The sequence below is a fragment of the Rhodoferax ferrireducens genome (genome assembly GCF_049302455.1).
Lineage (GTDB): Bacteria > Pseudomonadota > Gammaproteobacteria > Burkholderiales > Burkholderiaceae_C > Rhodoferax > Rhodoferax ferrireducens_B.
On record NZ_JBAQMD010000111.1, the window covers coordinates 1 to 13,097 of the forward strand.

The window sequence follows — 13,097 nt, forward strand, 5'->3', positions numbered from 1 at the left end:
GGCCTCATACGCTTCGCTTTTTGAAATCGGCCTCGACATCCGCCCTACCCACACCCCTCACGTTCTTGATTTAAACGCCCGGGCGCAATTTGACTTACCAATAATGCAACTCTTTTGCCTGACTGCGATTACCCCATGAGCCAGTTCATCCGTCACTACCTGTTGAGCCTGCAGTTTTTTACCCGCATCCCGGTCACCGGGCGCTTGGCGGACTGGGTGGGTTTTAGTCCGGCCATGCTGCGTGCCAGTGCCGGGCACTTCCCCGGCGTGGGCGTGCTGGTGGGGGCTCTGGTGGCGGCGTTCACGGCGTTGCTGCTTTTCGTTCTGCCAGCCACAGGCTCGACACCGCTGGTGGCGGCGGCGCTGGGTACGGCATTGGGTGTGCTGCTCACCGGTGCGTTTCATGAAGATGGCCTGGCCGATGTGTTTGACGGCCTGGGCGGCAGTGCCGAGCGCGACCGGGCGCTAATCATCATGAAAGACTCACGCGTGGGTGCTTTTGGCGCCATTGCCGTGATGCTGGCGCTGCTGTGCAAAGTGGCGTTGCTGGCGCTGCTGGGGGCTGTCAGTGCGCCGCTGATGGTGGCCGCGCTGTTTGTCGCGCATGTGCTGTCGCGCACCTGGCCGCTGCTCACCATTCGGCTGCTGCCGCATGTGGGCGACGCGGCGGGTTCCAAGTCGAAGCCGCTGGCCGATCAGATCAGCGTGGCTGCGTTGCTGACTGGTTTTATATGGTGTTTTATGGCGCTAGCCCTCGTCATCTATACACAATCAGCTACTGAATTTGTAGTGACTGATTTGACGGATGCCGGTTTGCTGCAGGCGCTGCTGAGCGCCGTGGTCGCATCCTTCGTGGCCTGGGCGGTGATGGCGGGCTGGTTCTGGCATCGGCTCCAGGGTTTCACCGGCGACTGCCTGGGGGCCACGCAGCAGGTGTGCGAGTTGGCTTTTTACCTCGCGCTGGCGGTGGGACTTTGATCAAGGAGATGCGGGCATGAAGCTGTGGCTGGTACGTCATGCGCAACCCCTGATCCCATCGGGGGTTTGTTACGGTGCCACCGATGTGGCCGCCGACGAGCAGGCGACGCAGCAGGCCGCCGCCGCCTTGGCCGCGCTACTGCCGCAGCGGGTTCAGGTGATGTCATCTACGCTACAAAGATGTGAGCTACTTGCGCAGTGTTTACGGGGGCTGCGGCCTGATTTGACCTATAAAACCGATGCGCGCCTGATGGAGATGGACTTTGGCTGTTGGGAGGGCCAGCGCTGGGACAGCGTCCCGCAAGCCGACTTCGAGCGCTGGACTGCGGACTTTGGTGGCCATCGATTTGGCGGCAGGGAGAGTGTGTCCGACTTCATGCAGCGCGTGACCCGCGCTTGGGACGAGACACAGCGCCTGCCCCTGGATACGGTGTGGATCACCCACGCCGGGGTGATTCGTGCCGCCGCCCTGCTGGCGCAGGGTGTGCGCCAGGTGGCGCAGGCTGACCAGTGGCCGCGCGAGGCACCGGCCTTTGGCGGCTGGCGTGAACTTCAGCTTATTGAGCAGACCTGATTCAGCCGGGTCGCGGCGTCTTGGCCTTGAAGTCGCAATAGGCGCTCACGGCGCACTGCCAACACAGCGGCTTGCGCGCCTGGCACATATAGCGCCCGTGCAGAATCAGCCAGTGGTGCGCGTCGACCAGGTACTCGGCTGGAATGCGTTTGAGCAGCTTCATCTCCACCTCATACGGCGTTTTGCCCGGCGCCAGACCGGTGCGGTTGGCGACGCGAAAGAGATGGGTGTCCACCGCCATGGTGGGCTCGCCGAACGCGACGTTCAAGATGACGTTGGCTGTCTTGCGCCCCACGCCCGGCAGGGTCTGCAGCGCCTCCAGCGTGCGCGGCACCGCGCCGCCGTATTGCTCCACCAGCATCCGGCAAGTTTGCATCAGGTGGCGGGCCTTGGCGTGGTACAGGCCAATGGTCTTGATGTGCTCCTCCAGCCCTTGCAGGCCCAGGTCCAGCATCTTCTGCGGCGTGTTGGCCACCAGAAAAAGGCGGCGCGTGACTTTGTTGACGCTGACATCCGTGGCCTGGGCTGACAGCAGCACGGCGACCAGCAGCTCAAACACGCTGGCGTACGCCAGCTCGGTCTGCGGATGGGGGTTGGCCGCTTTCAGGGTGGCAAAAAAGGATTCGATGGCGGCAGGTGTCATGGGTCAACAATAATTTGGGTGTGAAAAATGAATCGGGGCTGGACAGGGGGGCTTTTTGGGAGATGGGGGAGCTTGCACGCGATCGGTCACAATTTACCCCCAATTCAACTCTCCTGAAAGCTGGAATTCCATGCAATTTGCCGATCGTCTGAAAAATGTTGAAACCTCCGCCATTCGTGAGCTCTTCAAACTGCTGGGCAAACCCGGCATCATCAGCTTTGCCGGCGGTTTTCCGGATCCGGCGCTGTTTGATGCAGAAGGTATTGCGCAAGCGGCGCAGGCCGTGCTCACACACAACCCCGGGCCGGTGCTGCAATACGGCGCCACGGAGGGCTATCAGCCCTTGCGTGAAGGCATCAGCACTTTCATGGCGGGCAAGGGCTGCAGCGTCAGGCCAGAAGGGTTGATCGTCACCACCGGCAGCCAGCAGGCGCTGGACCTGATCGGCAAAACCATGATCTCGCCGGGCGACAAGGTGATTGTGGAGGCGCCCACTTTTTTGGCCACCATCCAGTGTTTTCGGCTCTATGGCGCCCACGTCATCGGCGCACCGATCGATGCCGACGGCGTGGATGTGGACAAGCTGGAGGCGCTGATCGAAGAACACAAACCGAAGCTGGTCTACCTGATTCCCACCTTTGGCAACCCGAGCGGCGCCACGCTCAGTCTGGCACGGCGCCAGCGCATTCTTGAAATTGCGGCCCGCACGCAAACGCTGGTGGTGGAAGACGACCCCTATGGCGAGCTGTACTTTGACCAAGCGCCGCCACCGAGTCTGATGGCGCTGAGCGACGGCGTGCCGGGCAGCCGCGACTGGCTGGCGCATTGCGGCAGTTTCAGCAAGATATTGAGTCCCGGTTTGCGCGTGGGCTGGCTGGTTGCGCCGCCTGCGCTATTGGCCAACGCCACCATGTGCAAGCAGTTCAGCGATGCCCATACAAGCAACCTCACGCAAGCCATTTGCGCCCATTACCTGACCCTGAATCGCCTGGACGCCGCGCTGGCCGTGGTGCGCAGAACCTACGCCACGCGCGCGCGGGTCATGGCCGAATCGCTGCGCCGGGAGCTGGGTGATGCGGTTGCATTCAACCGGCCGCGGGGCGGCATGTTCTTCTGGGCCAGACTGACCGGGGCGAACGGCAAGGGCAGCCATGCCCCCGACTTTGCCAAGCGCGCCATTGACCAAGGCGTGGCCTTTGTGCCCGGTGCGCCGTTTTTTGCGCATGACCCCGATCTGAGCACGCTGCGCCTGAGCTTTGCCACGGCTGATGTGGCAAAAATTGAAGAGGGCATCGGTCGGCTGGCGCAGGCGCTGTAATTGAATTGATTAAAATTTATGATAAATCAGCCTGTAGCCCCCATGCAGTCTGACTAAGCAGCTATCAAAAAGTGAATAAAGGAATGGCATTCAGCAAGACCGATGCGGGCCGGGCCGAGATGGCGGGACGCAGCCGCAACTTGAGTGCATTGCAGCGGCGCGTGCTGATCCTGGTGGACGGCCAGAGAACTGTCAATGCACTGGGGGCTTTCGTGCGGGTCGGAGAACTGGATGCGGTACTCGATCACCTCTTGCATGAAGGATTGATCGAATCGACGGCGATCAGCGCCGGCTTGCAGGAGCCGGCCACCCCCGGCTTTACCGCTGCCGAAATGGACGAAGCGCCCCGTCCGGCCACCAGCCCGCAAGAATTCATCAAAGTGCGCCAGCTGGCCTCAGACTTTGTGCAGGATAAGCTCGGCTCTGCCGGGGAGCCCATTTGCGCGGCCATCGATCGGTGCGAGAGCCCGTTCGAGCTGCGCAAAATGCTGCGGGGTGTGGAGATATTTGTCGGCCAGAGACTCAGTGCCGAAACCGCGCAAGTGTTTGCGCGCCATTTTGGCGCGCTGCTGCTGTAGCCTGCGCCTGGGGTGGCTGCCGGCTGTTACTTGGCCAGTAGCGCGTTGACGCTATTCAAGTCCTCAGCCTGGAGCGTGCCGCTGGCCTGGCGCAACCTCAAGCCGCCCACGAGCACGTCGTAGCGCGCCTTGGCCAGCTTGGCCTTGGTGTCGTACAACTGGCTTTGCGAGTTGAGCACGTCGATGTTGATGCGCACGCCCACCTGGTAACCCAGCTTGTTGGCGTCGAGCGCGCTCTGGCTGGAAGCCTCGGCGGCTTCGAGCGCCTTGACCTGGCCTTGACCCGACTGCACACCGAAGAAGGCGGTGCGCGTGCCTTGGTCGACCGCGCGTTTGGTGGCCTCCAGGTCGCTACGCGCCTTGTCTTCCAATGCCAGCGTTTCCCGGATCCGATTCTGGATGGCGAAACCGGCGAACAAGGGCAGATTGAACGCCAGGCCGACGGTGGCGGCATTGGTGCGGTAGTCCATCGAGGTGCTGGCGGTGCCATTGTTTTGCGTGATGCTGTAACCCGCCGTCAAATCAAGTGTTGGCTTATGGCCGGCCTGCGCTTTTTGGGTTTCCAGCTGCGCCACATCCAGCGCGACCTGGGTCTGCCTGATGCCTGGGTGGTTGCTCTCAGATTGCGCCACCCAGGCGTTGACGTCGCTGGGCACCAGGGTCGGCAGGGTCAGCGGCTGCGCCAAGGGCTGGGGTTGGGTGTCAACCTTGCCGACCAACTGGTCGAGCGCAAGCTTCTTGACCCGTAGATCGTTTTCGGCCGCGATTTCCTGCGCTGTGCCCAGGTCAAAGCGGGCTTGTGCTTCGCGGGTGTCGGTGATGGTGGCGGTGCCGACTTCGAAGTTGCGCTGGGCCGATGCCAGTTGCTCGCCCACGGCGGCTTTCTGGGCTTTGACGAAGGTCAGACTGTCCATGGCCGCCAGGACGTCAAAGTAAGCCTGGCTGACGCGCACGATCAGGTCCTGGTCGGCCGCAGCGAGTTGCGCCTGGGCCAGATCGACCTGCTTCATTCCCTGCTCGTAACTCGCCCGGTTGGCTGGACGGTACAGCGGCTGTGAAGCGCTGACGGTCGCGCTCTGGGTGTTGTAGTTGGAAGTGGGCTGCTGCGAGGGTGGCAACGTGCTGTCCAAATTGGTCGCCGACGCACCGAGCGAAAGGCCAACGGTGGGCAAAAGCAGGGCCTTGGCCTGGTCGGCCCGCGCCAGCGTGGCATCAAACTGAGACTTGGCCGATTGGTAAGTCGCGTCATAGTCCCGCGCCGATTGGTACAAATCGACCAGGCTCTGGGCCTGCACCGGCAGCGCCAAGCTAGCGCCAATCGCCACAAACAGGGGCAGTAGACGAAACGTTTTCATAAAGGGCCTTGAGTAAATGTGCTTGCAAAAACAGTGCTGGCAGAGGGCGGTGTCTGTCCCCCTGGCGCTCAATATCTGGGAATACTGGGGTCGACTTCAGCCGACCAGGCGTTGATGCCACCGGCGATGTTGGCCACATGCTTGAAGCCGTGCGCCTTCAGAAAAGCCGCCACCTGCATGCTGCGCGCGCCGTGATGACACAGGCAGGCAATGGGTTGCTCGGGGTCAAGCTCGGACAGGCGCGGCGGAATCACGCCCATGGGGATGGTGATGAGCTCAAAACCGTCGGCCCGGATGCTGGCGGTGCGCAACTCAGAGGGCTCGCGCACATCCAGCACCACGGGCGTGCCGTGGCCACGGACTGTGTCTAACCATGCAGCCAATTCAGAAGGACGTACCTGATCAATCATGCGGGCAGAGTTTTAAAAGTGGAAATGAGAAGGCTCGGGGAAATTGAGCAGGCGAGGCGCCACGGTGTCCCAGGGGGTGCTGGTCTTGAACTCGGCATCGCTGAGGCGGGTCACGATATTGAGGCGCATGGTGGGCTCTTCGCCCACAATGCCAACCAATCGACCACCGACCTTGAGTTGCGCGAGCAGGGCTTGCGGTACTTCGGCCACCGAGCCGCTGAGCACGATGACGTCAAACGGGCCGTCCGCCGAGACACCTTTGGCGCCATCAAACTGGCGCACTTCGACGTTGTGAATGCCGGCTTTTTGCAGGTTGCTGCGCGCCATCTGGGCCAGCTCCGGGTTGATTTCGAGCGAGATCACGCGCTGCGCGCGGTGCGCCAGCAGGGCTGCCATGTAGCCCGAGCCCGTGCCGATTTCCAGCACTTTTTCATGTTTTTGCACGGCGGCGTCCTGCAGCATCCGGGCTTCAACGCGGGGTGCCAGCATCACCTGACCTTGCCCCAAAGGAATTTCCATGTCCATAAACGCCAGTGCCTTGTGCGCCAGGGGCACAAAATCTTCACGCTTGACCACCGAGAGCAACTCCAAAACATTGGCGTCCAAAACATTCCAAGGACGGATTTGCTGTTCGATCATGTTGAAGCGGGCTTGTTCCAAATTCATTCGGGTACTCCTGGGGGTATGTGAAGGATGTTAACAGATTCTGCAAAATTTTACCCGGCGCCGACTTCGCCGGAGCCGTTATCCGCGCCCCAGCGGCGCCGCAACCATTGCGCCAGATCATCCATGTAGCAATACACCACCGGCACCACCACCAAAGTGAGCAGGGACGATGTGATCACGCCGCCAATAACGGCTTGGCCCATCGGGGCGCGCTGTTCGGAGCCTTCGGTCAGCGCCAGGGCCAGTGGCAGCATGCCGAAAATCATCGCCAGCGTGGTCATCAGAATCGGGCGCAAGCGCACTTTGGCTGCCAGCAACAGCGCCGCATTGCGCTCCAGGGGCTCAATGCGACCTCCGTCCGCGTCGATGCCTGATATGCGGGCGCGAATGGCAAAGTCGACCAAAAGAATAGCGTTCTTGGTCACCAGCCCCATCAGCATCACGACGCCAATTACCGAGAACATCGACAGCGTCGAGCGGAAGACCAACAGCGCCAACACCACGCCGATCAGGGTCAGGGGCAGGGCGGTCATCAGCGCCAGCGGCTGGAAAAAGCTCTTGAACTGGCTGGCCAGAATCATGTAGATGAAAACGATGGCCAGCACCAGCGCCGAGATCGCATAGCCAAATGATTCGGCCATGTTTTTGGTGGAGCCGCCAAACTGGTAGCGGTAGCCGGGCGGGAAATGGATGCTCTCCAAGGCGCTCTTGATGTCGGTGGACACTTCCCCCGACGCGCGCTGATGGACGTTGCCATTGATGGCCACTTCACGCGTCATGTCACGCCGGTTGATCTGGTTGGAGCCGGTTGATTCCTTCACGTTGGCCACTTGATTCAGGCGCACGATGCGCGGGCTGCCGTCCGCGTTGGCACCCACCATGAACGGCAGGCGCTGCAGGTCATCGGCTTGATTGCGCGCCTGCGGCGCCAGACGCACATTGACGTCGTAGGTCTGGTCATCGGGCGCGCGCCAGTTGCCGACCGTCTGGCCGGCGACCAGGGTGCGCAGCGCGCCGCCAATCTGGGCCAGACTCAAGCCCAGGTCAGACGCCACGTCGCGCTTGACCTCGACGTCCAGGGTCGGCTTGTTGGGCTTGACACTGGAGTCCAGATCCACCAGGCCGGGGACCGCCCGGATTTTGTCCATCACCAGCTGTGCAATACGTTCGAGCTCGGCCTGATCCGGCCCCTGCAGCGAAAACTCCACCTGCTTTTGCCCGCCCACCGGTTCGAGCAGGCCGGCGTGCGTGACCGTGATGCCGGGCACCTGCTTCAGGCGCTCGCGCAGCAGCGCCGACACTTCATTGACATTGCGCGTTCGATCCTTTCGGTCCACCAGGCGCACGTAGACGCTGGCATTGGTTTTGCCGACGGCGTTGGCGGTGTTGATGGTGGCCAGGGTGTAGCGGACCTCCGGGTAGCCGCGCACAATGGCTTCAACCTGTTTGGCCCTGGCTTCTGTGACTTCAAGCGATGAACCCACCGGCGTGTAGAAATTGATTGAAGTCTCGGAGAAATCAGCCGCTGGCACAAATTCCGTGCCCAGCAGCGGCACCATGAAAATACTGGTGACGAAGATGACCAAGGCCAACGCCAGGGTCTTGAGCTTGTGCACCAAAGACCAGCGCAGGATGCCCTGGTAGGCGTCAATCAGCCATTCGGTCGCCTGATCAAACCAGCCGGTGACGCGGCCAATGGTCTTGCCGTACAGGGTGACCGGTTGGCGCGGCGTGCCATCGGCATTGAGGCCGTGGTTGCGGTGGGCCTCGATGCTGGGGTCGTGCCAGACCGATGACAACATCGGGTCGAGCGTGAAGCTGACAAACATCGAGATCAGCACAGCGGCCACGATGGTGATGCCGAACTCATGAAAGAACTTGCCGATGATGCCGCCCATGAAGCCGATCGGCAGGAACACCGCCACGATCGACATCGTCGTCGCCATGACGGCCATGCCAATTTCCTGCGTGCCGTCCATCGCCGCCTGATACGGCTTCTTGCCCATCTGGACGTGGCGCACGATGTTCTCGCGCACCACAATGGCGTCGTCAATCAGCAGGCCCACGCAAAGGCTCAAGGCCATCAGCGTGATCATGTTGATGGTGAAGCCAAACAGGTTCATGAACAAGAAAGTGCCGATCAGCGCAATCGGCAGCGTCAGGCCGGTAATGACCGTGGAGCGCCAGGAATTGAGGAACAGGAACACGATCAGGATGGTGAGCAAGGCCCCCTCGATCAGGGTGCGGCGCACGTTTTGCACGGCCACGCGGATTTGCCGGGAGCCATCGGTGACGGATTCCAGCCGCACGCCGGCGGGAAGTTGCGTCTTCATTTCATCGAGCATCTTGAACAGACCGTCAATCACCGCAATGGTGTTTTCGTCCTGCGATTTCTGCACGCTGAGCAAGAGCGTGCGCTGGCCGTTGTACAGCGCCAGGCTCTCGGTTTCCTGGGCGCCGTCGACCACTTGGGCGAGCTGGTCCACACGGATCGGCGCGCCGTTCTTGCGCGTGACGATGATCTTGCCAAAGTCTTCGGGGCGCTGCATGCGCGCTTCAATCTGGACCATGCGCTCCTGCTCGCGCGACTGGATCGCACCGACCGGCAGATCCTGGTTGTCATTGCGCACGGCCGCCACCACCTGGTCGGGCGTGACGCCAAATGCCTCCAGCGCCTGCGGGTTGAGGTAAACATTGATTTCGCGCTTGGTGCCGCCGACCACTGTCACCGAACCCACGCCGCGCACGTTTTCCAGCCGTTTTCTCAAGGTCTGGTCGGCCCAGTTGGTCAACTCGACGTCGGACAGCGGCTTGGCGGCTGCTGCGGGTGCGCCCGCATTGGCTTGCGTGGGGGCGGCATCAGGCAAGACGGCGACCGACCACACGGCACGACTGGCGGGATCGAAACGCAACACCCGGGGCTCCTTGACTTCGGTGCGCAGGGTGGGGCGGATCAGGGCCACTTTTTCGCGCACATCGTCAGCGGCCTTGCGCCCAACGATGTGCAATTGGAACTCGATAATGACAATCGATTGACCGGCATAGCTGCGCGAGGTCAGGGCGTTGATGCCGGCAATCGAATTGACACCCTCTTCGATTTTCTTGGTCACTTCGCTCTCGACAATTTCGGGCGAAGCACCAGGGTAATCGGTGGTGACCACGACCACCGGAAAATCCACGTTCGGGAATTGGTCGACCTGCAGGCGCTGGTACGAAAACAGGCCCAGCACCACAATGGCCAGCATGGCCATGGTGGCAAAGACGGGGTTGTGGAGGCTGACGCGGGTGAACCACATGGTTTATTGCCCGCCTGATGCTGGCGTGGCAGGGCTGGTGAACTTCACGACGGTACCTGCGCGCAGCGTGCCGACGGTGCCGGCGAGAACGCTGGCATTTTCTGCCAGCCCTTTGAGTGCCACCAGGGCTTGTCCGTCCAGCTCACCGCGCGCCCCCATCTCAACCGTCTGGTGCAGCACTTGATTGCCGCTGAGCAGTTGTACATAGGGTTCGGGTTGGTCGGTGCGCACGGCGCTCAAGGGCACGGCCAGCGCCTGCACGTGATCGGTGACCAGGGTTCCCTGGGCAAACAGGCCCTGACGCAAGCCGGGCGCGGCGTCCACGCTCAGGTAGACCAGCACCGCCCGGCTACCGGCCAGGGTGCTGGGGTTGATCCTGATCACCTTGGCCGTGACCGGTTGGCTGACGCCTTCGATCTGGAGCACCGCGCTTTGGCCCACCCTGACGGCCACGGATTCGCTGGCGCTCAGGCTGGCTTCCAGCTCAAGCTGGCGCAGGTCAACGATTTCAACAATCCGCGCCTCGACGCCGACGCGCTCACCGGGCTGCGCCAGACGCTGGGAAATCAGTCCGGCAATGGGTGCGCGCAACACAGTATCTTGCAGTGATTTGCGGGCGACGTCAGCGCCCGCCTGGGCTGCCTGGTAGGTGGCCTCGGCCGCCGCGAGACTGGCCGTGGACGAGTCGGCCGCAGTCTTGGATATAAAGCCTTGCTGCACCAGCGAGCGGTTGTTGTCGAAGTTGCGCCGCGCGATGTCGACCTGGGCCTTGGCGGCCTGCGCCTGTTGCTGGGCCTGCTGCACGCGCGCACTGTATTCGGTGGCGTCGACGCGGGCGATGATTTGCCCGGCCTTGACGGCATCGCCTTCGCGCACCGTCAAGCCCTGCAGTTCACCTGCGACCCGCGCCTTGACCATGGCGCTGTTCACCGCCTTGAGCGCGCCCGAGATGACAACTCCCGTTGCCAGTTCACGCGTTGTCACCTGCACCACATCGGCCGCGCCCAACTCCACCACGGCCTGGGTGTTTTGTGTTGCCAGTTTCGCTACGGCTTGCTGTTGCGCCTTGCGCGCCGACAAGGCGCGCCACACGCCGCTGGCCAGCAAGGCCACGACCAGGGCGAGCAGCGCCCACTTCAACCATGATTTCATGGTGCGAGATTTTCCTGTGACAAGGGAGGAGGGGTCGGGCGAATGCTCAGACCATTGAGAATGGTTTCAGCCTGCAGCGCAATGTAGTCTTCGGGAACCAACTGGGCGCCCGCATCGCAGCAAGCGCCAAGCGAATGTTTCCACATGGCCAGAAACAACATCGGGGCCAACACAATATAGACCCCGTATTTCATGTCGATGGCGCGGAACTCGCCGCGGTCGACGCCGCGCTGCAACACGCGGCCAATCAGCGCGTTGCCTGGTTGAATGACCTCGTGCTCGTAGAACGTCGCCAGTTCCGGAAAGTTGCGCGCCTCGCTCATCATCAGCTTTGTGATGCCCGATGCCTTGGTTGACCCGATATGTTCCCACCAGGCGGTGAGGCAATAACGCAGCATGTCGGCCGAGCTGCCCTGAAAATTCTCGAACTCGGCATTCCACTCTTCGAAGCGGCCCGAAATGTTTTCCCGCACCACGGCTTTGAACAACTCTTCCTTGCTGGTGAAGTAAATAAACAGCGTGCCTTTGGAGACGCCCGCCAGTTTGGCCACTTCTTCAACCCGGGTCGCAGCAAAGCCCTTTTCTACAAATAATTCCAGCGCAGCAGCCAGTAATTCGCCCGGGCGCGCGTCCTTGCGCCGCTCGTGCTTGGCGTGTACACAGGATTGGGCATCAGAATCGAAGTTTTTGACGGGCATGAAGTTAATGACTAGTTGGTTATTAATGTAATCATTGCGTCGCCGAGTGTCAATGGGTGGGCTTGCTTCGGGGCGGTTACGGCTCTGTTCGTGGCATCAATTTCGGCTGCCGGGTAATATGTTCCAGGTGACGCCAGTTCCAAACAAATGAGGAGATAGGCCATGTCAAAGCCCCTGCAAACCATCACTTTGGGCGGTGGTTGTTTTTGGTGTCTCGAATCTGTTTACGTCCATGTCAAAGGCGTCACGGACGTCGAGAGCGGTTACAGCAACGGCCACGTCGTGCAGCCCGACTACGAGCAGGTGTGCAGCGGCGACACCGGCCACGCCGAGGTCGTCAAGCTGGTGTTTGACCCGGCCCAGATCAGCCTGCGCGAGATTCTGGAAATCTTTTTCGTCATCCATGACCCCACGACGCCCAACCGTCAGGGCAACGACAGTGGCACGCAGTACCGCAGCGGCATCTATTTTTTGACGCTAGAACAGGCGCAGGTGGCGAAGGACCTGATCGCCGAGATGAGGCAAAGCGGCGTTTACCAGCAGCCCATCGTGACCGAAGTTCTTCCGCTCGCGAACTACTGGCCGGCCGAGGAATACCACCAGGATTTTTTTGCCAAGAACCCGCACCAAGGCTACTGCCTGGCCGTGGCCGCGCCCAAAGTGGCCAAGTTCCGCAAGACTTTTGCGCGCTTGGTGGCAGACTGAACGGGGAGCATGGTTGGGTGCTCAGATCGACACCGAAGTCACCTGCTCGTCCAGACCCAGCCAGTGGTGGGCGGCATGGCGCAAGGTGCTGGTGTCACCGGTGCTGAGCAGCCGGCACGCGCCGGGCGTGTCAGCGCTGGACGGGCTGGGCAGCAGGCGCCGGGTCTGGCGCGCCACCGCCTCACCGGTATCGATCAGTTGCACGCTTGACCCCAGCAAGTGCCGCAGGGTGTCGCTGGCAAACGGGTAATGGGTGCAGCCCAGCACCAGCGTGTCAATTTCCCCTTCATTTATGCCAAATTGGCCTATAGCCCCCGTGTAATAAGCACATAGCGCTATTGTTTTTGTAGTGTCTTGTCGCTCTATGGCGTCTGCCAGACCGTCGCAGGGTTGGCACATGAACTCCGCCTGGCCAGCCAGCGATGCCACCAGGGTGCCAAATTTGGCGCTGCCCAGCGTGCCGCGTGTCGCCATGACGCCGATGCGTCGGGTCTTGCTGAGCGCCAGCGCTGGTTTGAGGGCCGGCTCAAGACCAATGATGGGGAGCAGGGGATGCGCCTGGCGCAGCGTGGAAATAGCAGCCGCCGTCGCGGTGTTCCCTGATGGCCACTTCAAATTCCCCCACCTTTGGCCAGTCAAATTCCCCCAGGCAGGACGGCTAAATTATCAGTCTTTTGGTGTGACTGGCGCTGGCCTGCGATCTTGGTAATTTCTCCCTGACTTT

General features: G+C 61.5%; 13 protein-coding genes. 5 read left to right on the top strand and 8 right to left on the bottom strand.

Annotated elements, in window-relative coordinates; all coding sequences use genetic code 11:
• Positions 1–135 precede the first annotated feature (135 nt).
• Both WA157_RS18175 and cobC read left to right on the top strand, forming a co-directional pair.
• Positions 136–978, top strand: a complete 843-nt coding sequence (locus tag WA157_RS18175) for an adenosylcobinamide-GDP ribazoletransferase (protein ID WP_422622312.1) — start codon at positions 136–138, stop codon at positions 976–978.
• A gap of 16 nt (positions 979–994) precedes the next feature.
• Positions 995–1,552 carry an alpha-ribazole phosphatase gene (gene cobC, locus WA157_RS18180; RefSeq protein WP_422622313.1) on the top strand — a complete coding sequence of 186 codons (558 nt, stop codon included), beginning with the start codon at positions 995–997 and terminating at the stop codon, positions 1,550–1,552.
• A 1-nt stretch (position 1,553) separates the two neighbouring features.
• Here the strand turns inward: cobC and nth are convergent, their stop codons facing one another.
• Positions 1,554–2,195, bottom strand: a complete 642-nt coding sequence (gene nth, locus WA157_RS18185; RefSeq protein ID WP_422622314.1) for an endonuclease III — start codon at positions 2,193–2,195, stop codon at positions 1,554–1,556.
• Between the two features lie 130 nt (positions 2,196–2,325).
• On the opposite strand from nth, the gene WA157_RS18190 reads away from it, so the two are divergent.
• Together WA157_RS18190 and WA157_RS18195 are read left to right on the top strand one after the other, a co-directional pair.
• Entirely contained in the window at positions 2,326–3,513 is a 1,188-nt protein-coding gene (locus WA157_RS18190) for a PLP-dependent aminotransferase family protein (protein ID WP_422622315.1), read from the top strand.
• 83 nt (positions 3,514–3,596) lie between these two features.
• Complete coding sequence (locus WA157_RS18195) at positions 3,597–4,091, top strand: hypothetical protein (protein WP_422622316.1); 495 nt, start codon at positions 3,597–3,599, stop codon at positions 4,089–4,091.
• 26 nt (positions 4,092–4,117) lie between these two features.
• Here WA157_RS18195 and WA157_RS18200 read toward each other — a convergent pair whose 3' ends face one another.
• The 6 genes from WA157_RS18200 to WA157_RS18225 all read right to left on the bottom strand — a co-directional run bounded on the left by WA157_RS18200 (position 4,118) and on the right by WA157_RS18225 (position 11,668).
• Positions 4,118–5,446, bottom strand: a complete 1,329-nt coding sequence (locus WA157_RS18200) for a TolC family outer membrane protein (RefSeq protein WP_422622317.1) — start codon at positions 5,444–5,446, stop codon at positions 4,118–4,120.
• Between the two features lie 68 nt (positions 5,447–5,514).
• Entirely contained in the window at positions 5,515–5,856 is a 342-nt protein-coding gene (locus WA157_RS18205; protein WP_422622318.1) for a rhodanese-like domain-containing protein, read from the bottom strand.
• A 12-nt stretch (positions 5,857–5,868) separates the two neighbouring features.
• On the bottom strand, positions 5,869–6,522 hold the full coding sequence (locus WA157_RS18210) for a protein-L-isoaspartate O-methyltransferase family protein (protein ID WP_422622319.1): 654 nt from the start codon (positions 6,520–6,522) through the stop codon (positions 5,869–5,871).
• A gap of 50 nt (positions 6,523–6,572) precedes the next feature.
• A complete protein-coding gene (locus tag WA157_RS18215; RefSeq protein WP_422622320.1) occupies positions 6,573–9,818 on the bottom strand; it encodes an efflux RND transporter permease subunit in 3,246 nt (1,081 codons plus the stop codon).
• Positions 9,819–9,821: 3 nt separating this feature from the next.
• Entirely contained in the window at positions 9,822–10,970 is a 1,149-nt protein-coding gene (locus WA157_RS18220) for an efflux RND transporter periplasmic adaptor subunit (protein WP_422622321.1), read from the bottom strand.
• A complete protein-coding gene (locus tag WA157_RS18225; protein WP_422622322.1) occupies positions 10,967–11,668 on the bottom strand; it encodes a TetR/AcrR family transcriptional regulator in 702 nt (233 codons plus the stop codon). Before WA157_RS18225 ends, WA157_RS18220 begins: the two co-directional genes overlap by 4 nt.
• 162 nt (positions 11,669–11,830) lie before the next feature.
• Between WA157_RS18225 and msrA the strand changes: the two genes are divergently transcribed.
• Positions 11,831–12,373, top strand: a complete 543-nt coding sequence (msrA, locus tag WA157_RS18230) for a peptide-methionine (S)-S-oxide reductase MsrA (RefSeq protein WP_422622323.1) — start codon at positions 11,831–11,833, stop codon at positions 12,371–12,373.
• 21 nt (positions 12,374–12,394) lie between these two features.
• Here the strand turns inward: msrA and WA157_RS18235 are convergent, their stop codons facing one another.
• The gene (locus WA157_RS18235; protein WP_422622324.1) at positions 12,395–12,988 is read right to left on the bottom strand and encodes a glutamate racemase; all 594 of its coding nucleotides are present in this window, start codon (positions 12,986–12,988) and stop codon (positions 12,395–12,397) included.
• Between the last annotated feature and the right edge of the window lie 109 nt (positions 12,989–13,097).

Excerpts from the sequence above, each read along its gene's own strand:
- WA157_RS18175 (WP_422622312.1), top strand. The coding sequence starts at position 136 with ATGAGCCAGTTCATCCGTCACTACCTGTTGAGCCTGCAGTTTTTTACC.
- cobC (WP_422622313.1), top strand. The coding sequence starts at position 995 with ATGAAGCTGTGGCTGGTACGTCATGCGCAACCCCTGATCCCATCGGGG.
- nth (WP_422622314.1), bottom strand. The coding sequence starts at position 2,195 with ATGACACCTGCCGCCATCGAATCCTTTTTTGCCACCCTGAAAGCGGCC.
- WA157_RS18190 (WP_422622315.1), top strand. The coding sequence starts at position 2,326 with ATGCAATTTGCCGATCGTCTGAAAAATGTTGAAACCTCCGCCATTCGT.
- WA157_RS18195 (WP_422622316.1), top strand. The coding sequence starts at position 3,597 with ATGGCATTCAGCAAGACCGATGCGGGCCGGGCCGAGATGGCGGGACGC.
- WA157_RS18200 (WP_422622317.1), bottom strand. The coding sequence starts at position 5,446 with ATGAAAACGTTTCGTCTACTGCCCCTGTTTGTGGCGATTGGCGCTAGC.
- WA157_RS18205 (WP_422622318.1), bottom strand. The coding sequence starts at position 5,856 with ATGATTGATCAGGTACGTCCTTCTGAATTGGCTGCATGGTTAGACACA.
- WA157_RS18210 (WP_422622319.1), bottom strand. The coding sequence starts at position 6,522 with ATGAATTTGGAACAAGCCCGCTTCAACATGATCGAACAGCAAATCCGT.
- WA157_RS18215 (WP_422622320.1), bottom strand. The coding sequence starts at position 9,818 with ATGTGGTTCACCCGCGTCAGCCTCCACAACCCCGTCTTTGCCACCATG.
- WA157_RS18220 (WP_422622321.1), bottom strand. The coding sequence starts at position 10,970 with ATGAAATCATGGTTGAAGTGGGCGCTGCTCGCCCTGGTCGTGGCCTTG.
- WA157_RS18225 (WP_422622322.1), bottom strand. The coding sequence starts at position 11,668 with ATGCCCGTCAAAAACTTCGATTCTGATGCCCAATCCTGTGTACACGCC.
- msrA (WP_422622323.1), top strand. The coding sequence starts at position 11,831 with ATGTCAAAGCCCCTGCAAACCATCACTTTGGGCGGTGGTTGTTTTTGG.